Annotated in this window: 21 protein-coding genes and 1 tRNA gene; 18 read left to right on the top strand and 4 right to left on the bottom strand. The window is 68.2% G+C overall.

Annotated elements, in window-relative coordinates; translation table 11 throughout:
* Positions 1-2 precede the first annotated feature (2 nt).
* From NM1_RS28520 to NM1_RS28480, 9 genes are read left to right on the top strand one after another with little or no spacing between them, the layout of a single operon-like run.
* Positions 3-854 (top strand): MlaE family ABC transporter permease, encoded by an 852-nt coding sequence (locus tag NM1_RS28520; protein ID WP_068026566.1) that lies wholly within the window; start codon positions 3-5, stop codon positions 852-854.
* Between the two features lie 5 nt (positions 855-859).
* A complete protein-coding gene (locus NM1_RS28515; protein ID WP_068026563.1) occupies positions 860-2,077 on the top strand; it encodes an MCE family protein in 1,218 nt (405 codons plus the stop codon).
* On the top strand, positions 2,074-3,105 hold the full coding sequence (locus NM1_RS28510) for an MCE family protein (RefSeq protein WP_084520139.1): 1,032 nt from the start codon (positions 2,074-2,076) through the stop codon (positions 3,103-3,105). Before NM1_RS28515 ends, NM1_RS28510 begins: the two co-directional genes overlap by 4 nt.
* Positions 3,102-4,157 (top strand): MCE family protein, encoded by a 1,056-nt coding sequence (locus NM1_RS28505; RefSeq protein WP_068026560.1) that lies wholly within the window; start codon positions 3,102-3,104, stop codon positions 4,155-4,157. The genes NM1_RS28510 and NM1_RS28505 overlap by 4 nt, the downstream gene beginning before the upstream one ends.
* Entirely contained in the window at positions 4,154-5,407 is a 1,254-nt protein-coding gene (locus NM1_RS28500; protein WP_068026557.1) for an MCE family protein, read from the top strand. The genes NM1_RS28505 and NM1_RS28500 overlap by 4 nt, the downstream gene beginning before the upstream one ends.
* Positions 5,404-6,639, top strand: a complete 1,236-nt coding sequence (locus tag NM1_RS28495; protein WP_068026554.1) for an MCE family protein — start codon at positions 5,404-5,406, stop codon at positions 6,637-6,639. The genes NM1_RS28500 and NM1_RS28495 overlap by 4 nt, the downstream gene beginning before the upstream one ends.
* Positions 6,636-8,045, top strand: a complete 1,410-nt coding sequence (locus NM1_RS28490) for an MCE family protein (protein WP_068026551.1) — start codon at positions 6,636-6,638, stop codon at positions 8,043-8,045. The genes NM1_RS28495 and NM1_RS28490 overlap by 4 nt, the downstream gene beginning before the upstream one ends.
* Positions 8,042-8,917, top strand: a complete 876-nt coding sequence (locus NM1_RS28485; protein ID WP_068026548.1) for an Rv1363c family protein — start codon at positions 8,042-8,044, stop codon at positions 8,915-8,917. Before NM1_RS28490 ends, NM1_RS28485 begins: the two co-directional genes overlap by 4 nt.
* A complete protein-coding gene (locus NM1_RS28480; protein WP_068026545.1) occupies positions 8,914-9,402 on the top strand; it encodes an Rv1363c family protein in 489 nt (162 codons plus the stop codon). Before NM1_RS28485 ends, NM1_RS28480 begins: the two co-directional genes overlap by 4 nt.
* Positions 9,403-9,417: 15 nt before the next feature.
* On the opposite strand, the gene NM1_RS28475 is transcribed toward NM1_RS28480, so the two are convergent.
* Together NM1_RS28475 and NM1_RS43150 are read right to left on the bottom strand one after the other, a co-directional pair.
* Entirely contained in the window at positions 9,418-10,893 is a 1,476-nt protein-coding gene (locus NM1_RS28475; protein ID WP_068026651.1) for an alpha,alpha-trehalose-phosphate synthase (UDP-forming), read from the bottom strand.
* A 132-nt stretch (positions 10,894-11,025) separates the two neighbouring features.
* Positions 11,026-11,193 carry a hypothetical protein gene (locus tag NM1_RS43150; RefSeq protein ID WP_169814336.1) on the bottom strand — a complete coding sequence of 56 codons (168 nt, stop codon included), beginning with the start codon at positions 11,191-11,193 and terminating at the stop codon, positions 11,026-11,028.
* 281 nt (positions 11,194-11,474) lie between these two features.
* Here NM1_RS43150 and NM1_RS28470 point away from each other — a divergent pair, with 281 nt between their 5' ends.
* The 5 genes from NM1_RS28470 (at position 11,475) to NM1_RS28450 (ending at position 15,251) form a co-directional block, all read left to right on the top strand.
* Positions 11,475-12,314, top strand: coding sequence for an alpha/beta fold hydrolase (locus tag NM1_RS28470; protein ID WP_068026541.1), 840 nt, complete (start codon positions 11,475-11,477; stop codon positions 12,312-12,314).
* Between the two features lie 104 nt (positions 12,315-12,418).
* Positions 12,419-12,661 carry an MbtH family protein gene (locus NM1_RS28465; RefSeq protein ID WP_019931522.1) on the top strand — a complete coding sequence of 81 codons (243 nt, stop codon included), beginning with the start codon at positions 12,419-12,421 and terminating at the stop codon, positions 12,659-12,661.
* A 149-nt stretch (positions 12,662-12,810) separates the two neighbouring features.
* Positions 12,811-12,882 (top strand) — tRNA-Thr (locus tag NM1_RS28460).
* 138 nt (positions 12,883-13,020) lie between these two features.
* Positions 13,021-13,758, top strand: coding sequence for a response regulator transcription factor (locus tag NM1_RS28455; RefSeq protein ID WP_373864075.1), 738 nt, complete (start codon positions 13,021-13,023; stop codon positions 13,756-13,758).
* Positions 13,755-15,251 (top strand): sensor histidine kinase, encoded by a 1,497-nt coding sequence (locus tag NM1_RS28450; RefSeq protein ID WP_084520138.1) that lies wholly within the window; start codon positions 13,755-13,757, stop codon positions 15,249-15,251. The genes NM1_RS28455 and NM1_RS28450 overlap by 4 nt, the downstream gene beginning before the upstream one ends.
* A 95-nt stretch (positions 15,252-15,346) precedes the next feature.
* Here the strand turns inward: NM1_RS28450 and NM1_RS28445 are convergent, their stop codons facing one another.
* Complete coding sequence (locus tag NM1_RS28445) at positions 15,347-15,772, bottom strand: HIT family protein (RefSeq protein ID WP_068026535.1); 426 nt, start codon at positions 15,770-15,772, stop codon at positions 15,347-15,349.
* 101 nt (positions 15,773-15,873) lie between these two features.
* Here NM1_RS28445 and purD point away from each other — a divergent pair, with 101 nt between their 5' ends.
* Positions 15,874-17,175, top strand: coding sequence for a phosphoribosylamine--glycine ligase (gene purD, locus NM1_RS28440; protein ID WP_068026532.1), 1,302 nt, complete (start codon positions 15,874-15,876; stop codon positions 17,173-17,175).
* Positions 17,176-17,190: 15 nt separating this feature from the next.
* On the opposite strand, the gene NM1_RS28435 is transcribed toward purD, so the two are convergent.
* The gene (locus NM1_RS28435) at positions 17,191-18,192 is read right to left on the bottom strand and encodes a M23 family metallopeptidase (RefSeq protein WP_084520137.1); all 1,002 of its coding nucleotides are present in this window, start codon (positions 18,190-18,192) and stop codon (positions 17,191-17,193) included.
* A gap of 220 nt (positions 18,193-18,412) precedes the next feature.
* Here NM1_RS28435 and NM1_RS28430 point away from each other — a divergent pair, with 220 nt between their 5' ends.
* From NM1_RS28430 to purB, 3 genes are all read left to right on the top strand, one after another.
* Positions 18,413-19,573, top strand: a complete 1,161-nt coding sequence (locus NM1_RS28430) for a pyridoxal phosphate-dependent aminotransferase (protein ID WP_068026527.1) — start codon at positions 18,413-18,415, stop codon at positions 19,571-19,573.
* Between the two features lie 194 nt (positions 19,574-19,767).
* The gene (locus NM1_RS28425) at positions 19,768-20,472 is read left to right on the top strand and encodes a TetR/AcrR family transcriptional regulator (protein ID WP_246011501.1); all 705 of its coding nucleotides are present in this window, start codon (positions 19,768-19,770) and stop codon (positions 20,470-20,472) included.
* Positions 20,473-20,568: 96 nt separating this feature from the next.
* Positions 20,569-21,990 (top strand): adenylosuccinate lyase, encoded by a 1,422-nt coding sequence (gene purB, locus NM1_RS28420; RefSeq protein WP_068026524.1) that lies wholly within the window; start codon positions 20,569-20,571, stop codon positions 21,988-21,990.
* Positions 21,991-22,015 lie beyond the last annotated feature (25 nt).

Genomic DNA, 22,015 nt, shown 5'->3' with positions numbered 1-22,015 from the left:
GTATGGCTTTTGTGATCGAATCCCGCTTCCCGCGTACTGTGCGACGAGTGCGCAGGATGTCCGACTCGCTGGATAGCGTCGGAAGACATGCGGTGTTCTACGCGCAGTCGCTGGCCTCCGTGCCGCGGGCGCTGACGCACTACCGCACCGAGACGATCCGGCTCATCGCGGAAATCAGCATGGGCACGGGTGCGCTGGCGGTGATCGGCGGCACGGTGGTGATCGTCGGATTCATGACGCTGTTCACCGGGGGCACCATCGCGGTGCAGGGCTACAGCTCGCTGGGCAATATCGGCGTCGAGGCGCTGACCGGTTTCTTCGCGGCCTTCATCAACGTGCGCATCGCGGCGCCGGTGATCTCGGGTATCGGCCTGGCGGCCACCATCGGCGCCGGCGCCACCGCGCAGCTGGGCGCGATGCGCGTCGCCGAGGAGATCGACGCCCTCGAATCGATGGCGATTCGGCCGGTGCCTTTCCTGATCGGGACTCGGGTGCTGGCCGGAATGATCGCGATCGTGCCGCTGTACGCGCTGGCGGTGATCGCTTCGTTCATTGCCAGCCGATTCGCGACGGTGATCATCTACGGGCAGTCGGCCGGCGTGTACGACCACTATTTCTCGACGTTCCTGATACCCAGCGACATTCTGTGGTCGTTCGTGCAGGCGATCGTCATGGCCATGGCGGTCATGCTGATTCACACCTACTACGGATATCACGCCACGGGCGGTCCGGTCGGTGTCGGAATCGCGGTCGGTAGCGCGGTGCGCGCCTCGCTGGTCGCGGTCGTGACGGTGACTCTGCTGGTGTCGCTGGCGATCTACGGCACCACCGGCAATTTCCATCTCTCCGGGTAGGCGGTATGGCGGCAAACAAACTGGTCGAAAAGGACGGCGCCGGAAAGATATTCGGCGCTGGGTGGGGCGTCAAATTGGCCGGGCTGGCAATGGTGCTGAGCATGGCGGCGATCGTCGCCGTCGCGTTGACCATGTTCGCGGGCGGATTCACCGACACCCGGGCGATCTATGTCGAGGCGCCGCGGGCCGGGCTCGTGCTGGATCCGGACGCGAAGGTCAAGATTCGCGGCGTGGAAATCGGCCGGGTTTCGTCGATTTCGTATACGGGCGACAGTGCGCGCCTGCAGCTGGCGGTGGATCCGGAACAGCTGAAGCTGGTGCCCGCCAATGTCGCTGCCGACATCCGCTCCACGACCGTATTCGGCGCGAAGTACGTGAATTTCGAGATTCCGGAACAGCCGTCGAAGGATCATCTGCGCCCGGGCGCGACGCTGGCCGCGCAGGCCGTGACGGTCGAGTTCAACACGCTGTTCCAGCATTTGACCGACGTCCTGGGTAAGGTGCAGCCGGAGAAGCTGAATGCGACGCTGACGGCGCTGGGAACGGCGCTCGAAGGCCGCGGCGAGAAACTCGGACAGCTGCTGGCCGACAGCGATCAGTATCTGAAGGACATCAATCCGAGCCTCCCGGATCTGCAACGAGATCTGCAGTCCTCGGTGGGCGTGACGAATCTGTACGCCGATACCGTGCCGGATCTGTTGCGCACCACCGACAATGCGCAGACGACCGGCGCGACGATCGTGGACAAAGAGCATCAATTCGACTCGATGCTGGTGAATCTCATCGGCCTGGCCGATACGACGACGCCCATCCTGCGGGACAACGAGCAGTCGCTGGTGACCGCGCTGGATCTGTTGCGGCCCACCACCGATCTGCTCTATCAGTATCGGTCGGGCCTGAACTGTGTCATCGAAGGCATCGGCAACAACCTCGACCTGGCGAACCACATTTTCGGTGGCAGCGGCGCGGGCGTGCTGCTGAACGCGGGCTTCATGCCCGGCGGTGAGCCGTACAAATATCCGAAGGATCTGCCGAAGGTGAATGCCACCGGTGGCCCGCACTGCGAGAACATCATGGACCGGAAGCCGGGCAGCCACTCCAATTATCTGGTCACCGATACCTCGGAGGGCACCGTGTACGTCCCCGAAATGCAGTCACATCTCAACGGTTCGAGGGTCTTCGAGCTGATGTTCGCCGGACTGCCGGGGGTGCCCAACCCGTGAAGTTCAAGCCGCACGCCGCCACCGTGAAGCTGAGCATCTTCACGCTGGTCATGGTGCTCGTACTCGCCCTGCTCGGCGTGATCTTCAGCCAGATGCGGTTCTCCCGCGAGACCGGCTACCACGCGGTGTTCACCAATTCGTCGGGCATGCTGCCCGGCTCGAAGGTGCGCATCGCCGGTGTGCCCGTCGGGTCGGTGAAGCGGGTGTACGTCGGCAAGGACCACCTCGCGCACGTCGATTTCGATGTCGACACCAAATACAAGCTCTACGCGAGTACGCAGGCCACCATTCGCTACGAGAATCTCGTCGGCGACCGGTACATGGAACTGCTGGAGGGCCCGGGCAACGCCGAGAAGCTGGCCAAGAACGCCACCATCGGCACCGACAAGACCAAGCCCGCCCTGGATCTGGACCTGCTGCTCGGCGGGTTCAAGCCGCTGCTGCGCGGCCTGGATCCGGCCCAGGTGAACGACCTCACCAGCGCCCTGCTGCAGGTGTTCCAGGGGCAGGGTGGCGCGCTGGTGTCGCTGCTGAACAGCGGTGGCTCGTTCACCAAGACGCTCGCGGACCGAGATGCGTTGATCGGCAGCGTGATCGAGAACCTGAAGACGGTGCTCGCCACCATCGACGACCGCGGCAAGGAATTCGATACGACACTGACCGAACTGGAGCGGCTGGTGAGCGGGCTGGCGGCGGACAAGGATCCGATCGGGGAGGCCCTGCCGCGCCTGTCCGGTGCGACCGGCGATCTGACCGGCCTGCTGCAGCAGGCCCGGCCCGATCTGAAGCAGACCTTCGGCCAATTGGGGCAGCTGTCGCAGAATCTCGACGACAAGTCCGGCGACCTGCAGTGGATCTTCGATCAGCTGCCGGAGACCTACCGGAAGCTGGTCCGGATCGGGTCCTACGGATCGTTCCTGAACATGTACGTCTGCGGCGTGACCATGCTCGCCGACGGTCCCGACGGTAAGCCGATGGAAGTGCATCTGCCGGGTAATCAGTCGACCGGAAGGTGTGCCCCCGAGTGAACGGAAACCGGTTACTGTCGGCCGGCATCGTCGGCGTCGTCCTGGCGGCCACGATCTCGCTGTCCGCGTTGCAGTTCGACCGCCTGCCCTTCATCCGCGGCGGTGCCGAATTCAGCGCCTTCTTCGCCGACGCCGGGGGCCTGGTCCCCGGTGATCAGGTCCAGGTGGCGGGGGTGCGCACCGGTCAGGTCGAGGACGTGCAGCTCGACGGCACCAAGGTCCGGGTGCGCTTCAGCGTCGACGAGTCGATCGTGCTGGGCGACAAGACGACAGCGGCGATCAAGACCAACACCGTACTGGGCCGCAAGTCGCTCGAGGTCGATCCGCAGGGCAGCGGGGCCATCCGCCGCGACGATCCGATTCCCTTGGAGCGCACCAGATCTCCGTACTCGCTCAACGACGCGCTCGGTGATCTCGCCTCGACGGTGCACGGGCTGGATCTGGACCAGGTCAACAAGACCCTGGACACGCTGTCGGAGACCTTCGCCGACACCCCGGCGCCGCTGCGATCGGCGCTCGACGGTGTCACCGCGCTCTCGCGCAGCCTGAACGCCCGCGACGAGGCGCTCACCCAGCTGCTCGGGCGCGCACAGAATGTCACCAAGGTGCTGGCGGACCGCTCCGACCAGATCAACGCGCTGCTGCTGAACGGCAACGATCTGCTCGGTGAGCTGGACGCTCGGCGCGCCGCGCTCAGTCAGTTGATCGTGTACGTGAACGGTCTGGCGCAGCAGCTGACCGGATTCGTCGACGACAACGAGGCGCAGCTGAAACCCGCACTGGAGAAACTGAATTCGGTGCTGGGGCTGCTGCAGCGCAACAAGGACAAGCTGGGACAGGCGCTCACGGACCTCGGCCCGTACGCGGCGGCGCTCGGTGAGCAGGTCGGCAGCGGCCCGTACTTCCAGTCGTACCTGGCCAACCTCACCAGCCCGACGATGCGGCCGCTGGTCGACGCGCTGGTGTGGCCGGAGCGCCTGCCGCAGTCGTTCCAGGAGTACCTGAACGCTCCGCTGACGACCAACCCCGCCCAACAGGAGCCGCCGAAATGACTCCATTGCGCAAGATCGCCCAGGCACCACGCTGGATGCGGTACGTCGCCGCGGCGCTGGTCGTCGCCCTCGCCGGATGGATCGTCTACGGCGCCGTCACCAATATCGGAAAGACGCACATCACCGCGTACTTCCCGTCCACGAACGGGCTGTACGCGGGGGACGACGTGCGGGTGCTCGGGGTGAAGGTCGGCAAGATCAACTCGATCGAGCCGGGGCGGGACCGCGTGAAGGTGACCATGACGGTGGACCGCGGCATCGACATCCCCGCCGATGCCAAGGCGGTGTCCGTCTCGCCGTCGCTGGTGTCGGCGCGGTTCGTCCAGCTGGCTCCCGTCTACAACGGCGGCGCCAAGATGCACGACAACGGCGAGATCCCGATCGAGCACACCGCGGTGCCGGTGGAATGGGACGACATCAAGACCGAATTGACCAGGCTGTCAGAGGCTCTGGGGCCGGTGGGCGAGGACAAGCAGGGCTCGTTCGGCCGGGCCATCGGGACCGCCGCCGACAATCTCGGCAACGGCAACGCCCAGGCGCTGCGCGATACGCTGCGGGAACTGTCCAGCACGCTGAACACCCTCTCCGACGGCCGCACCGACCTGTTCGGCACCATCCGCAACCTGCAGCAGTTCGTCGACGTGCTGTCCAAGAGCAATGACCAGATCGTGCAGTTCGGGGGACGGCTGGCCTCGGTCTCGTCGGTGCTGGCGGGCGTTTCGTCGGATCTCGGTGCGGGACTGGACAATCTGGATTCCGCGATAGCCGACGTCAAGCGATTCCTGGACGAGCGCGGGGGCGCGCTGACCGAGGGCGTGGAGCGGCTGCAGGATGTGACGCAGCTGCTGGCCGACAAGCGCCCCGAACTGGAACGCGTGCTGCACTCCGGCCCGAACGGCCTGGTGAACTTCTACCAGATCTACAAGCCCGCCCAGGGGTCGCTGGCCGGCAACGTGACCGGCACGAACTTCTCCAACCCGGTCGAGTTCCTGTGTGGCGCGGTCGAGGGCATCGGCGCCAACGACTCGCAGAAATCCGGGGAACTGTGCCGACAGTACCTGGCGCCGGTGCTCAACACGCTGATGATGAATTACCCGCCGCTGATAGCGAATCCGGCCTCGCTGCAGACGGCGTTCCCGCAGCAGCTCGAATACAGCACACCGGATCTCGCGGAGCGGGTCCCCAGTGCTCCGCCCGTTGCGGTGCCGAGTGGCATTGCGGGCCTGGCCGTTCCGGGAGGTGGGCGATGAGACGCCGCAGGATTCGAGCGGCCGGAATGGCCATCGGCCTCGCGCTGACGCTGGGCCTGGCGGGTTGTCAGTGGGACGGCCTGAACACCCTGCCCATGCCCGGTGCGGCCGGGACCGGCGAGGGCGCCTGGCAGGTGCGCATCCAGATGCCGAATGTCACCACGCTGACCCGCAATTCGCCGGTCAAGGTGGACGACGTGACCGTCGGGACCGTGACCGGGATCGATGTGGAGAACTGGCACGCGCTGGTCACGGTCAGCCTCGACAAGGGCGTGCAGCTGCCGGGCAACGCGGTCGCGCGCATCGGGCAGACCAGTCTGCTCGGCAGCAACCACGTCGAGCTGGCCGCGCCCGAAGGTGTTGCGCCGCAGGGGCAATTGCGGCCCGACGATGTCATTCCGCTTGATCGCGCGGGCGCCTACCCGACCACGGAGCAGACCCTGTCGTCGCTGTCGGTCGTGCTCAACGGCGGTGGTATCTCGCAGCTGGAGACCATCACGCACGAACTCAATGCGACGTTCACCGGACGCGAGGACGCGATCCGCGACCTGCTGCCGCAGCTGAACCAGCTGACCACGACGCTCGATCAGCAGACCGGTGACATCATCGGCGCGATGGACGGGCTCGACCGGTTCTCCGGTCAGCTCTCCCGGCAGAAGGATCAGCTGGCGTCGGCGATCGAGAACATCCACCCGGCGGTGACGGTGCTCGCGGATCGGCGCGAGAACATCACGAAAACCATTACCGCACTGGGTGATCTGAGCGAGGTCGTGCAGCGGCTGATCGCCCAGGGCGGCGAGAACCTGAAGGCCGAGCTGGCCGACCTCGGACCGACCCTCGAGTCGCTGGCCTCCACCGGTGACCGCCTCGCGGATTCGCTGCAGATGCTGCTGACGTTCCCGTTCCCGATCAAGGGCATCAACAAGGCGGTCAAGGGCGACTACATGAATCTGTTCGTCACCTACGACATCACCGGCAAGCGAATGGATTCCAACTTCCTCACGGGAACGCCGCTCGGCGGCAGCCTCGGTGGCGTGCAGGCGCTCTACGGCGTGGAGGGCGCGCTCGGCACCATCGCCGGGACGGCCGGGGAGAAGGGCGATCCCGTGCAGGGGCCGCTGCAACCGCCACCGGCGCAGCCGACCATTCCCGGGCTGCCGCCGATTCCGGGCCTGCCCGCCATCCCCGGGTTGACGGTTCCCGGTGCGCCGCAAGGAGGTCCGGGGCAGTGAAGCTCACCAAGTTCGTCCGGACACAGCTGATCATCTTCTCCGTGCTGACGGTGATCGGCCTGGTGGTGATGTCCGCGAGTTACGTGCACCTCCCGGCGATGTTCGGATTCGGGCGCTACGAGGTGACCGTCAAGCTGGCGGCGACCGGCGGCCTGTATCCGACCGCCAACGTGTCCTATCGCGGCACGAACATCGGCAAGGTGCAGGAGGTTCGGCTCACTCCGGACGGTGTGGACGCGAAGCTGTCGGTCAACAGCGACTACAAGGTGCCCTCCGATGTGGACGCGTGGATTCGCAGCGTGTCCGCGATCGGCGAGCAGTACGTCGATCTGGTGCCCGCGGCGAGCCCGCACGGCGGCAACCTGTCCGACGGTTCGGTGATTCCGGTGCAGCGCACCAAACTTCCGCAGGACGTCGGTGCGATGCTCGATCAGGCCGACCGGCTGCTGAACAGCATTTCCGATACCAAACTGCGCGAGGTCATCGACGACGCGTTCACGGCGTTCAACGGCGCCGGTCCGGATCTGCAGAAGTTCATCGACTCCGCGTCGCTGCTGGTGCAGGAGGCGAAGGCGAACACCGGCGCGACCAAGGATCTGCTGGAGAAGCTCGGGCCGCTGCTGGACACCCAGAACCAGTCCGATGCCGCCGTCCGATCGTGGACCCGGGACCTGGCCACCGTGACCGACCAACTGCGCGAACACGATCCGGCGCTGCGCGGTCTGATCGATAAGACCCCGGCGGCTGCGCAGAAGGTGAGTTCGACCTTCCAGGACCTGAAACCGACACTGCCGCTGCTGCTGTCGAATTTGGTCAGCGTGGGTCAGGTCGGGGTCACCTACCACGCCGGGCTGGAGCAGATTCTCGTCGTGCTGCCGCCGATGATCTCGGCGCTGTTCACCGCCGCGAAGACCGGGCCCACCAAATACGGGGCCATGGTGGACTTCATGCTCGGGCTCAACGACCCGCCAGGATGTATCACGGGTTTCCTGCCGCCCGATCAGCGACGGTCCGCCAACGACTTCTCGGTTCCGGACACCCCGGAGCTGTACTGCAAGGTTGCCCAGGACGCGAAGGAAGCCGTGCGCGGCATCCGCAACTACCCGTGCGCGGAGGTGCCGGGCAAGCGGGCACCGACGCCGGAGCTGTGCCGCGATCCGCAGGGCTACGTGCCGGAGGGGAACAATCCGCCGTTCGGGAACCCGAACAACTTCGGGGCCTCGGGAGAACCCCCGGCACCGGCCACCGAGACTCATCCGGCATCGGTCACCAGGCCGATGGATCCTGGCAGTGGCACCTTCCTGGGGCCCGACGGTCGCACGTACCGACAGGGCGACGTGGCTGGTAACGGATCGGGAACGGTACCGTCGAGCTGGCAGTCGATGCTCGAGGAGCAGCAGAAATGAGCGAAAACAAGGGAACCGCCGGTCGGGCCCGCCGTCGCGTGGTGCGGTCGGCGGGGCCACCGGTCGAGGGCGGCGAGGCCGCGCAGACCGTGGCACGCGCGCCCGCAGCGGCTGCCGTCGAGTCCGATAAGGCATCGGCCGCGGATACCGCAGCGCCGGCCCCGGTGGATGCCGCCGCCGACACGGACGCGCCGACCGTGAAGGGCGCGGTTGCGGACGATTCGCCGACCGTGAAGTCCACCGTGTCCGACGGTGAGCTCGGCACGAAGGACGACACGGCGAAGACCGCCGGGGCCGTGCCGCTCGACGCACCCGTCGAGGACTCCGAGGTCGCCGCCGACCAACCGGATTCCGCCGACCCGTCTGCGAAGAAGGCGGGCTCGCTGGGCAAGCTCGGCTGGGCCGCCGCCGTGGTCGCGGTGCTGTCCGCGCTGGTGCTGCTCGGCTCCGGCGGGTTCTTCCTCTACCACCAGAATCAGGTGAACACGCAGGACACACGCCGCGCGGATTACGCCCAGACCGCCAAGCAGGCGGTACTCAACCTGACCAACATCAAGGGTGATACCGCGCCGCAGGACATCGATCGCGTCCTGGCGGTGGCGTCGGGCCAGCTCAAGGCCGAGTACACCGAGCGCAAGGACGCCTATGCGCAGGTTGTGCAGCAGGCCCAGGTGAAGGCCAGCGGCGAGATCATCGAGACCGCCGTCGAAAGCGACGACGACCACTCCGCGCGAGTGCTGGTCGCCGCCAAGCAGACGCTGACGAACGCCGCCTCCCCGGACCCGCAGCAGCGGTACTACCGCTTCCGGGTCACGGTCACCCGCGGCGACGACGGCAACCTCACCGCCTCGCAAGCGGAGTTCGTGGCATGAAAGACAAACTGCGCCCCATCCTGATCGCTTGTGCGGCAGTCCTTCTGGTCGCCGCTGCCGTCGTCGGCGGGCTCACCGGCTTCAAGGTCTGGTCCGACAACCAGGCCGACAGCGCCCGCAGCGATTCCGTCGCCGCGGCGCGCCGCACCGTGCAGGCCATGTTCACCTACGACTTCCACACCGTCGATACCGAGCTGCCCAAGGTGGGCGACAGCCTCACCCCCACCTTCCGCAAGGACTACATGAAGCTCGTCAACGACGTGATCGCCAAGGGCGCCAAGGAGAAGGAGCTCAGCGTCCAGGCCAACACCCAGGCCGCCGGCGTCGTCTCCGCCGACCGCTCACACGCCGTCGTGCTGCTCTACCTGAACCAGGTCACCACGAGCAAGGATGCGCCGCAAGGCAATGTGACGCCCAGCCGCGTCCGCGTCTCGCTGGACAAGGAAGACGGGCACTGGCTGGTCGGACAGGTGAATCCGATCTGATCAGCGAGGGCCGATTTATCGGCGCGCCGGGTCTACGTCGTCGTCGCTGAGTAGGGCGCTGCCTGCTACCTGGTCCTGGGCCAGGGCCTCCAGGAAGGCGCGGGCCCAGCGGTCCACGTCGTGGGTGAGGACCTGGCGGCGCAGCGCGCGCATGCGGCGGCGGCGGGTGTCGGAATCGTCGTCGAGGGCGGCCATGATGGCGTCCTTGACGCTGTCGAGGTCGTGCGGATTGCACAGGTAGGACTGGCGCAATTCCGCTGCGGCGCCGGTGAATTCGCTGAGCACCAGTGCGCCGTTGAGGCCGCTGTGGCAGGCCACGTACTCCTTGGCCACCAGGTTCATGCCGTCGCGCAGCGGCGTCACCAGCATGGCGTCGGCGGCGACGAAGAATGCGAGCAGCTCCTCGCGGGGGATCGGCCGGTGGATGTAGTGCACGACCGGGAAGCCGACCCGCGAGAATTCACCGTTGATGCGGCCGACCTGGCGCTCGATATCGCCGCGCATCTGGATGTAGCTCTCGACCCGCTCGCGACTCGGCGTGGCCAGCTGCACCATCGCCGTATCGGACGGATCGATGCGCCCCTCCTGCAGCAGCTCCTCCAGCGCCTCCAGGCGGATGTCGATGCCCTTGGTGTAGTCGAGCCGGTCCACGCCGAGCAGGATGTGCTTGGGATTGCCGAGTTCGCTACGGATCTGGGCGGCCCTCTCGCGCACCGACTTTCGTCGGGAGTGCTCGTCGAGCTCGGCCGAGGCGATCGAGATGGGGAACGCGCCCACCCGCACGGTGCGGAAACCCACCTGCACCACACCCATTTTCGAGCGCACACCGATGGTGCCGCGCGAAGTCGGCTGTCCGGCAAGCCTTCTCGCCAGATACAGGAAATTCTGCGCACCGCCGGGCAGGTGGAAGCCGATCAGGTCCGCGCCCAGCAGGCCCTCCACGATCTCCGTGCGCCACGGCAGCTGCATGAACAGCTCGACCGGCGGGAACGGGATGTGCAGGAAGAAGCCGATGGTCAGGTCGGGCCGCAGCATCCGCAGCATCTTCGGCACCAGCTGCAGCTGGTAGTCCTGCACCCAGACGGTGGCGCCCTCGGCGGCCACCTTCGCGGTGTACTCGGCGAAGCGGCGGTTGACGTCGACATAGGCGCTCCACCAGCGGCGCTGATACTCCGGCCGCACGATCACGTCGTGGTAGAGCGGCCACAGCGTGCCGTTGGAGAACCCCTCGTAGTAGTCGGCGACCTCGGTGGCCGACAGCGGCACCGGATGCAGCTCCAGGCCGTCCTCGATGATCGGATCGACATCGACGTCGGGCACCCCGGCCCAGCCCACCCAGGCGCCGTTGTTGTTGCGGAGCACCGGCTCCAGCGCCGTCACCAGCCCGCCGGGGCTGCGCTTCCAACGCGTGGAACCGTCGGGCAATCGCTCCAGATCCACCGGCAGCCGATTGGCGACGACGACGAAGCCGGAGCCCGCGTCGCCGCTCAGGTAGCTCGATGGGGTGGGGTCGGCATCCGGTAGAGCGCGCGTCGATAGATCGGCCTGGGAATCGCTCTTCTGGTCCACTGCTGGATCCTCCGGTTGTCGAGCCCGTGAAGTTGTATCGGGGAAGATCGGCGGCTACTCGCTCCGAGTGCTGGGCCCGATCCCGAGCATGGACAGCAGCATGCGGCACTCGTCGGCGTCGGAGGCGTAGGCGGCCACCACGCGCTGGGCCTGTCGTGCGGTCTCGTCGGCGAGCGGCTCCAGATCGTCGTCCGCGATGTCGTTGGCGCCCTTCGCGGCCATCTTCGTATCCTCTCGGCTCGGGGTCGTTACTCGTTGTGAGAAGTCAATGGTATCGGGCGGGGGAATCCGCGCAGTTCGCTCGGCCCCCGATCCGACGCACCGAAACGTTGCCCTCCCCGATACCTATACCGTGGGGAGAGAGCAATCGTCGCCTCCCTGGTCTATACCGTGGGAAGAGCAATCGTTGCCTCCCGATCCACACCGCGGGAGAGCAATCGTTGCCTCCCCCATCTATACCGTGGGAGCAGAGAAATCGTTATGGAAAGAAGGGTCCCAGCACTATGCCGTTGGCCACGGTGAACGGAATCTCGCTGAACTACCAGGTGAAGGGGGACAAGGCCAAGGGCACCGATACCAAGGGCGCCGCGCCGCTCGTCGTGCTGATCATGGGCACGGGCAGCCCGGGCCGGGTGTGGGAGCTGCACCAGGTGCCCGCGCTGCTGGCCGCCGGATATCGGGTGTGCACCTTCGACAATCGCGGCATCGCCCCGACCTACGAGGCCGCCCAGGGCATGCACATCGATGATCTGGTGCGCGACACCGCGGCGCTGATCGAATTCCTCGACGAGGGCCCGGCGCTGCTGGCCGGTACATCGATGGGTGCGCGGGTGGCGCAGGAGCTGGCGCTGGCCCGCCCGGATCTGGTGCGCAAGGCGGTGTTCATGGCCGGGCACGGCCGCCTGGACCAGTTCCAGAAGACGCTGTCGCTGGGCGAGCACGAGTTGGACGCCTCCGGTGTGCAGCTGCCGGCCAAGTACGAGGCCGCGACCACGGCCGTGATGAACCTCTCCCCGGCCACCCTGGCCGATCCGAACTCCGCGCGGGACTGGCTGGACCTGTTCGAATTCACCGGCGGCCCGGTCACCCCGGGCATTCGCGCGCAGCGCCGCATGGACCACGACTTCGACCGGCTGCAGGCGTACCGGGGCATCAAGGTGCCCTGCCTGGCCATGGGTTTCGCCGACGATCGGATGATTCCGGCATACCTCACACGCGAGGTCGCGGACGTGATTCCTGGCGCGCGCTACCAGGAGATTCCCGATGCCGGGCATTACGGTTACCTGGAGCGGCCCGAGGCGGTCAACAAGGTTCTGCTCGACTTCTTCGGGGGCTCGAGGTAACTGCCCAACCGTAACGTCGGCCTTGCTAGGGTCGACACAACGCACGGGGGATTTCCGGTCCCGCCGTGTTCCCCGTACACAGCGCACGTATCCAGTGAGGTGAAATGAGCACCAACCCGTTCGACGACGAGGACGGCCGCTTCTTCGTTCTGGTGAACGACGAGGAGCAGCACTCCCTGTGGCCCGCCTTCGCCGAGGTTCCGGCCGGCTGGCGAGTGGTGTTCGGCGAGGACAGCCGCGCTGCCTGCGTCGAATACGTCGAGAAGAACTGGACCGATATGCGGCCCAAGAGCCTGCGCGACGCGATGGCCGCCGACGACGCGGCCCGGCAGGCCGCCCAGTCCTGACCCGCGGTACCCGATACTGCGCGGCAACGGTCACGACCGGTGGCTGCGTGATGCCCTTTTCCGGGGGTTGCGCAGCCGCCGTCGCTCGGGCCGGCTTCCGTCGATTTTCGGTGCGGCCGGGTGACCCGGTTATGATGGCACCGCTTTCCGCCTCCTTAGCTCAGTGGTAGAGCACCGCTCTTGTAAAGCGAAGGTCGTCAGTTCAATCCTGACAGGGGGCTCGGTACGAGACTACGGCTCCGACCCGGTCGGAGCCGTTTTCGTGCGCTGACGCGACCGCGATCGCCGGTCGACGTTCCCAGGAAACTCCCAGCCGGTCCACAGCGTCCTCGGGACAGTGCGGGGGGACCATGGGCTTCATGAGTGGTAAGCCTGCGGAACCGGCGCCCGAGGCGCGTGTGCTGGTGGTGGACGACGAGCCGATGATCGTCGAGTTGCTGTCGGTCAGCCTGCGCTACCAGGGATTCGAGGTCGCTGTCGCGGCGAACGGGGCCGAGGGGCTGGACCGCGCCCGGACCTTCCGGCCGGATGCGCTGATCATCGACGTCATGATGCCCGGGATGGACGGGTTCGGGCTGCTGCGGCGGCTGCGGGCCGACGGTATCGACGCCCCGGTCCTGTTCCTCACCGCCCGCGACGAGGTGGAGGACAAGGTCACCGGGCTCACGCTCGGCGCCGACGACTACGTCACCAAGCCCTTCAGCCTGGAGGAGGTGGTGGCGCGGCTGCGGGTCATCCTGCGCCGCTCCGGTCACACGGTGGAGGAGCGCAAGTCCTCGCGGATCCGGTTCGAGGACATCGAACTCGACGACGACACGCACGAGGTGTGGAAGGCGGGGGAGCCGGTGGCGCTGTCGCCCACCGAGTTCACGCTGCTGCGGTACTTCATGGTCAATGCGGGCACGGTGCTCAGCAAGCCGAAGATCCTGGATCACGTGTGGCGCTACGACTTCGGCGGCGAGGTCGGCGTGGTCGAGACCTATGTCTCCTATCTGCGCAAGAAGGTGGACACCGGACCCGACCGGCTGATCCACACGCTGCGCGGGGTCGGCTACGTCATGCGCGTCCCGAGCCGCCCCCGGTCGTCGGTGAAATGACCACCCGGCAGGGCGGCGGCTCCGAGGTCGCGGCCGTGCCGTCCGCCCCACGTATTCATGCTGCGCGCCAGGCGATTTCGCATCGGACGGCGCGGGTGCCGCTGCGGGTGACGCTGGTGCTGGCGCTGGTGGTGCTGGCCGGGCTCGGTCTGCTGGCCTCCGGGATCGTGGTGACATCGGTGATGCAGCGCACCCTGATCGACCGCGTCGATCGCGAAATCTCCGATGCCGTACACGGTTTCGCGCGACCCGGGACCCCGCCGCCGGATCCACCCCCGCCGTTCCAGCCGCGTCGGACGCTGGAGCCGTTCTATGTGCGCGTGCAGGACTCGTCGGGCACGCTCCTGACCAAGCTGGACGCCAAGGACGCCGTCCCCGACATACCGGCCGACCTGGGCCGCCGTCCGCGCACCGTGGGCTCGGTCGGCGACCCCGACGAGCACTGGCGCGCAGTGCGATACGAGAGCCCCGCCGGAACCAGCGTGGTGGCGATACCCCTGAGCGGAACCGAGACCATCGTCGACCGGCTGATCGGACTGCAGCTGGTGGTCGGTGCGATCGTGCTCGCCGTGCTGGCGCTGGTCGCGCGGATCGTGATCCGGCGCAGCCTGCGGCCGCTGGGCGAGGTGGAACGCACGGCCGCCGCGATCGCGGGCGGCGACCTGCATCGGCGAGTTCCCGTGCGGGGCACCGATACCGAGGTCGACCGGCTGTCGCAATCACTGAACGGCATGCTGTCGCAGATTCAGCAGGCCTTCGCCGCCACCGAGGCGTCGGAGGAGGCCGCGCGTCGCTCCGAGGCGAAGATGCGGCGGTTCGTCGCGGACGCCAGTCACGAGCTGCGCACGCCGCTCACCACCGTGCAGGGCTTCGCCGAGCTGTATCGGCAAGGGGCACTGGCCGATCCGGCACTGTTCATGGACCGGATCGAACGCGAATCCCACCGCATGGGCCTGCTGGTGGAGGACCTGCTGATGCTGGCCCGGCTGGACGCGCAGCGCCCGCTGGAGCGCCGCCCGGTCGACCTGCTGGCGCTGGCCAGCGATGCCGTGCACAATGCCCGCGCGATCGACACCGCGCAGCGTCCGGACGGGCCCGGTCGTCGGATCGACCTCGAAATACGTTCCGGTAAAGGAACTTTGGAGATCAGCGGCGACGAGGCGCGGCTGCGTCAGGTGCTGTCCAACCTGGTCGGCAACGCCCTCGTGCACACGCCGCCGGAGGCCGCGGTGACCGTGCGGCTCACCCCCGCGCCCGACGAGGTGCTGCTGGAGGTCGCCGATACCGGTCCCGGACTACCGCCCGAGCACGCCGACCGCATCTTCGAACGCTTCTACCGCGCCGACAGCTCCCGCAGCCGCGACAGCGGCGGCACCGGCCTGGGCCTGTCCATCGTCGAGGCACTGGTGGCCGCCCACGGCGGCACCGTCTCGGCCCACCCCACCCCCACCACCGGCACCACCTTCACCGTCCGCCTCCCCCGCCCCCCATAACCCCGGCGAGGATTCGCGCACCCCTTGCATGTTCCCGCACCGTCTACAGGGCCCTGGAAGGGGTGCGGGAACACGCAAGGGGTGCGCGAAGTGGGTCAGGCGGGGACGTTGGCGCCGTAGCCGAGGTCGCGGAGGGCCTGTTTGATCTTGGCTTGGGCCTCGTCCAGGGATTCCTTGCTGGGCTCGGGATCGGCCTGGGAGATGTTGAAGTCGCCGAGCTCGAAGGCCGGGAACACGTGCACGTGCAGGTGCGGCACCTCCAGTCCGGCGACCAGCAGGCCCGCGCGCGGCGCCTCCCAGGCCGCCCGCACCGCCCGGCCGATCTTCTGGGCGACGCCGTTCAGCCGCGCGAACGTGTCGGGGTCGATGTCCTGCCACTGGTCGATCTCCTTGCGGGGCACGACGAGCGTGTGCCCCTGGGTGATCGGGGCGATGGTGAGGAATGCGACGAACTCGTCGTCCTCCCACACGAACCGCCCGGGCAACTGGCCGTCGATGATCGCGCTGAAAACAGAAGCCATGAGCCGAGTCTATGGGCGACGGGTCGGGGACGCGGCGGGGCAGGTGGTTGTCCGGTCGATACCTGCTGAGGCCCGCAAACGCGTCGCCTAAGCTGTCCTCCGTGCGCGTACTCGTCATCGGTGCCGGAGCCCGTGAACACGCCCTAGTGCTGGCCCTGCGGCGGGATCCGGGGGTGAGCGCCGTCGTCGCCGCGCCCGGCAACCCCGGAATGTCGCAGCATGCCGAGATTCGCCCGGTGGATCCGTGCAGCGCCGAGGCGGTGGTCGCGCTGGCCCGCGAGCTGGCGATCGACCTGGTGGTGATCGGGCCGGAGGTCCCGCTGGTGCTGGGCATCGCGGATGCGGTCCGCGCGGCCGGGATCGCCTGTTTCGGCCCGTCGGCCGCCGCGGCCCGGATCGAGGGCTCGAAGGCGTTCGCCAAGGATGTGATGGTCGCGGCCGGGGTCCGCACCGCGCACAGCGAGATCGTCGACCACCCGGGTGAGCTGGATGCCGCCCTCGACCGCTTCGGCCCGACCTGGGTGGTGAAGGACGACGGCCTCGCGGCAGGCAAGGGCGTGGTGGTCACCGCCGACCGGTCGGCCGCCCGCGACCACGGCGCCGAACTGCTCGAGCAGGGACATCCGGTGCTGCTGGAATCCTTCCTCGACGGCCCCGAGGTCTCGCTGTTCTGCCTGGTGGACGGCGATACGGTGGTGCCGCTGCTGCCCGCGCAGGACCACAAGCGCGTCGGTAACGGCGATACCGGACCCAACACCGGCGGCATGGGCGCTTACACACCGCTGCCCTGGCTGCCCGCCGAGACGGTTGCCGAGATCGTCGACGGCGTCGTGAAACCCGTTGCGGCGGAGATGGTCCGGCGTGGCGTTCCATTCTCCGGGCTGCTCTACGCCGGGCTGGCGATCGGCCAGACCGGGCCCGCCGTGGTCGAATTCAACTGCCGCTTCGGCGATCCCGAGACCCAGGCGGTGCTGGCGCTGCTGGACAGCCCGCTCGGCGCGCTGCTGCACGCCACCGCCACCGGCGCCCTCGCCCAGTCGGAGCCGCCGCGGTGGAAGTCCGGTTCGGCGGTGACCGTGGTGCTGGCCGCCGAGAACTATCCGGGCCGCCCCCGCACCGGCGACGTGATCGCCGGTACCGACGGCTCCGACCCGAATACCGAAGTGCTGCATGCGGGTACGTCCCTGCGCGACGACGGCGCGCTGCTGTCCGCGGGCGGCCGCGTCCTCAACGTCGTCGCCACCGGCGCCGACCTCACCGAGGCCCGCGAGCGCGCCTACACCCGCATAGCCAAGATCAAGCTCCCCGGCAGCCACTACCGCACCGACATAGCCCTGTCCGCCGTCGAGGGCGCCATAGCGATTCCGGCCGAGAGCACCCCGGAAACAACAGCGGTGGAGTAGGCGGAATGCCCGCGCTCAGCCCAGTTGCAGGCCGTGTAGGGCCAGCCAGGGCTGGGGGTCTACGTGTTGGCCGTTGATCAGGATCTCGAAATGTAGGTGGGGGCCGGTGGAGTCGCCGCGATTGCCGACGCGGGCGATCTGCTGGCCGGTCCGGACGCGTTCGCCGACCGAGACCGAGAAGTCGTACATGTGGCCGTAGACGGAGATGGTGCCGTCGTCGTGGCGCACGCGCACCCACAGCCCGAAGCCCTGGGCGGGCCCGGCGTCGACGACCGTGCCGTCGGTGATCGCGTAGATCGGCGAGCCGATCGGCGCGGCGATATCGATTCCGGCGTGGAAGGTACCCCAGCGCTGCCCGAATCCGGAGGTGAACAGCCCGCGCGCGGGTAGCACGAAACCGCCGATCCCGGGCAGGATTCCGCCGGGGATGGAGGTGACCGTGCCGCCCAGCCAGGGCGCCGGCTGCCCGGAGACGGCCGCCGCCGCCTCGGCCTTGGCGCGTTCCAGGGTGGCGCGGGCCGCCGCGGCCACCACCTGCGATTCGCGGATGCGCTCGCCGTTGTTGATGGCATTCAGATAGCGCTTGCTCGACTCCGGCGCCGACTTCACCTGCAGCGGGTACGCGACCGGGATGCGCTGCTCACTGCCCTGTGCCACGGCCGTCTCGACGGGGCGCGGCGCGGTGGCATCCGCCGCGGCGAACAGCGCCACGACGACCACTCCGGCCACCAGGACGCGGTGCCGAATCAGCCAGCCGCGCAATCGCGGCCACTGTTCCCGGGCGTAGGCCCGCCAGTCTCGACGGAGGAATTCCCGCCAGTCGAAGTTCACGAGCGCCTGCCACAGACTCCGCGCCCGCCCTCGAATCAGCCTGTCCGTATGCCGCGCCCGCACGGCCGCTCGTCGCAGGTGACGCCGCCGCGCACCCCGTTCCCGTCGCAGCGCGGAACGCCAGTCGGGCCGGAGCGCCGTCCCACCCCCTGGTACAACCTTCGCACTGCGTGCCTGGTCAGGCATTCTGCCGACGATAACAGGGCGTTAGTCCACACCGCAGCGGGGCAAGGCGGTATGCGCGCCGATGCGGCCTGGTCGGACACAAATCCGATCGCCGCGGCAGAAATCGCCACCTGAGGGCCGATCGTGTCCGCCCGGGCCGGATCCCGCGCGATCGGTCGCCGTGGGGGCAGGGCCGGGAATACCTGCGCTGCGTCGCCCCCGCGTGTTCTACCGTCGTCGGGTGCGCAATGAATCCCGCCGGTCGAGTGTCCCGCCGTTCTACGTCATGGATGTCTGGAAGGCTGCCGCCGAGCGGGCCCGCACCCACGGTGACGTGCTGGTGCTGGCGGCCGGGCAGCCGTCCACCCCCGCGCCCGCGCCGGTGCTGCGGGCCACGCGGGCGGCGCTGGACGGCGAACTGCTCGGCTACACCGAGACTTTCGGCATTCTCCCGCTGCGCGAGGCGATCGCCGAGCACCACACCCGCACCTACGGCATCGCGGTGGATCCCGACGACGTCGTGGTCACGACCGGTTCGTCCGGCGCCTTCACGCTGATCTTCCTGGCCGCCTTCGATATCGGCGACACCGTGGTGGTGGCCCGCCCCGGCTATCCCGCCTACCGGAACACCCTGGCCGCCCTGGGCTGCCGGGTGGTCGAGCTGGACTGCGGCCCGCAGACCCGATTCCAGCCGACGGTCGCCATGCTGGAGGCGCTGCCGGAACCGCCCGCCGGACTGATCGTGGCCAGCCCCGCCAACCCGACCGGCACCATGATCGCGCCCGACGAACTGGCCGCCCTCGCGCGCTGGTGCGATGACCACGGCACGCTGCTGATCTCCGACGAGATCTATCACGGCATCGTCTACGCCGAGACCGAGCCGACGGCCTCGGCCTGGGAGACCTCGCGCGAGTCCGTGGTGGTCGGCTCGGTCTCGAAGTACTTCTCGATGACGGGCTGGCGGCTGGGCTGGATGCTGGTGCCGCCGGGCCTGCGCCCGGCGCTGCAGCGGCTGGCCTCCAATATGACCGTCTGCCCGCCCGCCATCTCGCAGTACGCCGCGGTGCACGCGTTCGGCCCCGAGGCCGAGGCGGAATTGGACGGCCACGTCCGGCGCTACGCGCAGAATCGCGACCTGCTGCTGCAGGGCCTGCCCAAGCTGGGCATCACCGAGCTGGCACCGGCCGACGGCGCGTTCTACGCCTACGCCGATATCGGGCACCTGACCGATGATTCGATCCGCTGGTGCGCGGACCTGTTGGCGCACACCGGCATTGCGATCGCACCGGGCATCGATTTCGATACCAACAACGGAAACCATACGGTCCGTTTCTCGTTCGCGGGCGCGACCGCCGATATCGAAGAGGCACTGGCGCGGCTGCGGGCGTATCTGGACAACTGAACAGTCGACACGCCTGAGCAGCACCGACGCGCAAAGACTTTTCGTTCTGGCCCACCGGGGGTGCCCGGATGGGGTAGAAAAGCGTTGGTTGTTTTTTCAATGCCGCCTGGACATTTGCCCACGCGGAACCGGATTTGTCATAGATCGCACCGATTTGGCACGGATGAACCGATGATGACTGGCACGATGACACGGTGATCACCGCGACGACACCGAAAGGCGAACGGCGTCGCCAAGCGTTGGTTGCGGCTGCGGCCGAGTTGCTGCTGGAGGGCGGATTCGACGCCGTGCGCCACCGTTCGGTGGCCACCCGCGCGGACCTGCCCCTGGCGTCGACGACCTACTACTTCGAGTCCCTCGAGGACCTGATCGCTCGCGCGGTCGAGTTCAGCGGCAACGCCGAACTCGAGGCCATGCGCCGCCGCGTCGGCGAGGTGACCCACCGCCGCCGCGGCGCCGAGGCGACCGTCGACCTACTCCTGGACCTACTGGTCGGGGTGGACGGCCACGACGAGTTCGAGCGCGGCCAGCTGATCGCGCGCTACGAGCGGTCGGTGGCCTCGGCCCGCCACCCCGAACTACGGGAGGTGCAGCTACGACTACGCGCTCAGCTCGACGAGCTGCTGGCCGATGTGCTGCGCCGGTCCGATCGGGTGGTGCGGATCGAGCAGTTGCGGCGGCTGGTCGCGGTGGTCGACGGCGCGGTGGTGACGGCCCTGACGGAGTTGGATCCGCAGCCGCGACGGGTGGCCCGCGGCGCCCTACTCGAGGTGATCGACGTGATCGCCCCGCCCACGCCCCAGCACCCCGCATCCCAGCACTCGCCGTCGCATCCCACCCATCCGGCCCCGCCGCATCCCGCGACTCCGCACACGCTCCCGCAGCACACCACGGCCTGAGCCACCGGCAATCGATCAGCGACCGAACATTAAGCCCGCCGCGTCCCCCCCACCACCCTCAACGGGGACGCTCCGCGCCGCTCTAGACTTCCTCGTGTGAGCCTTGTTCCGAACGTCCTCGCCACCCGATACGCCAGCCCCGAACTGGTGCGGCTGTGGTCACCCGAGAACAAGATCGTGCTCGAGCGCCGCCTCTGGCTGGAGGTGCTGCGGGCCCAGGCGGAGCTCGGCGTGGACGTCCCGCCCGGCGTGGTGGAGGACTACGAGCGCGTCATCGACCGGGTCGACCTGGCCTCGATCGCCGAGCGCGAGCGCGTGACCCGGCACGACGTGAAGGCGCGCATCGAGGAGTTCAACGCGCTGGCGGGGCACGAGCACATCCACAAGGGCATGACCAGCCGCGATCTCACCGAGAACGTGGAGCAGCTGCAGGTCCGGCTGTCGCTGGAGCACGTCTACGGGCACGGTGTCGCGGTCGCGGCGCGACTGGCCGAGCGGGCGGCGGAGTACCAGGCGCTGGTGATGGCGGGCCGTTCGCACAATGTGGCCGCGCAAGCCACCACGCTCGGCAAGCGATTCGCCAGTGCCGCAGACGAAGTGCTGATCGCGCTGACCCGGCTGCGGGAGCTGATCGAGCGATATCCGTTGCGCGGCATCAAGGGTCCGATGGGCACCGCGCAGGACATGCTCGACCTGCTCGGCGGCGATCCGGCGAAGCTGGCCCAGCTGGAGCAGAAAGTGGCGCGGCACTTGGGTTTTGCCACCGTGCTCACCAGCGTCGGGCAGGTGTACCCGCGCTCGCTGGACCACGACGTGCTCTCCGCGCTGGTCCAATTGGGCGCGGGCCCTTCGTCTTTCGCGCACACGGTGCGGCTGATGGCCGGGCACGAGCTGGTCACCGAGGGTTTCCAGCCGGGGCAGGTGGGCTCCTCGGCGATGCCGCACAAGATGAACACCCGCTCCTGCGAGCGCGTCAACGGCCTGCAGGTGGTGTTGCGCGGATACGCGTCGATGGCCGCGGAATTGGCTGGGGCGCAATGGAACGAGGGCGACGTGTTCTGCTCCGTCGTGCGCCGCGTCGCGCTGCCCGACGCCTTCTTCGCCGTCGACGGCATGATCGAGACGTTCCTGACGGTGCTGGCCGAATTCGGCGCCTATCCGGCGGTCATCGAGCGCGAGCTCAACCGCTACCTGCCGTTCCTGGCCACCACCCGCATTCTGATGGCCGCGGTCCGCGCCGGAGTCGGGCGGGAGACCGCGCACGAGGTCATCAAGGAGCACGCCGTCGCCGTGGCGCTGGCCATGCGGGAGCAGGGCCGCGAGCCGGATCTGCTGGACCGCCTGGCCGCCGACGAGCGCATGCCGCTGGACCGGGCCGCCCTGGACGAGGCGCTGGCCGACAGGTCCGCATTCATCGGCGCCGCGGAGGCCCAGGTCGCCGACGTCGTCGCGCAGGTGCAGAAGCTGGCCGACGCCGACCCGGAGGCGGCCCGCTACACGCCGTCGCCGATCCTCTAGCGCCACCGGCGGTTCCTGTCGCGTC

Source organism: Nocardia mexicana NBRC 108244, from assembly GCF_001613165.1.
Taxonomy (GTDB): Bacteria; Actinomycetota; Actinomycetes; order Mycobacteriales; family Mycobacteriaceae; genus Nocardia; species Nocardia mexicana.
The sequence above is the reverse complement of the archived record's forward strand: the minus strand, read 5'-3'. Positions and strand labels throughout refer to the sequence as shown.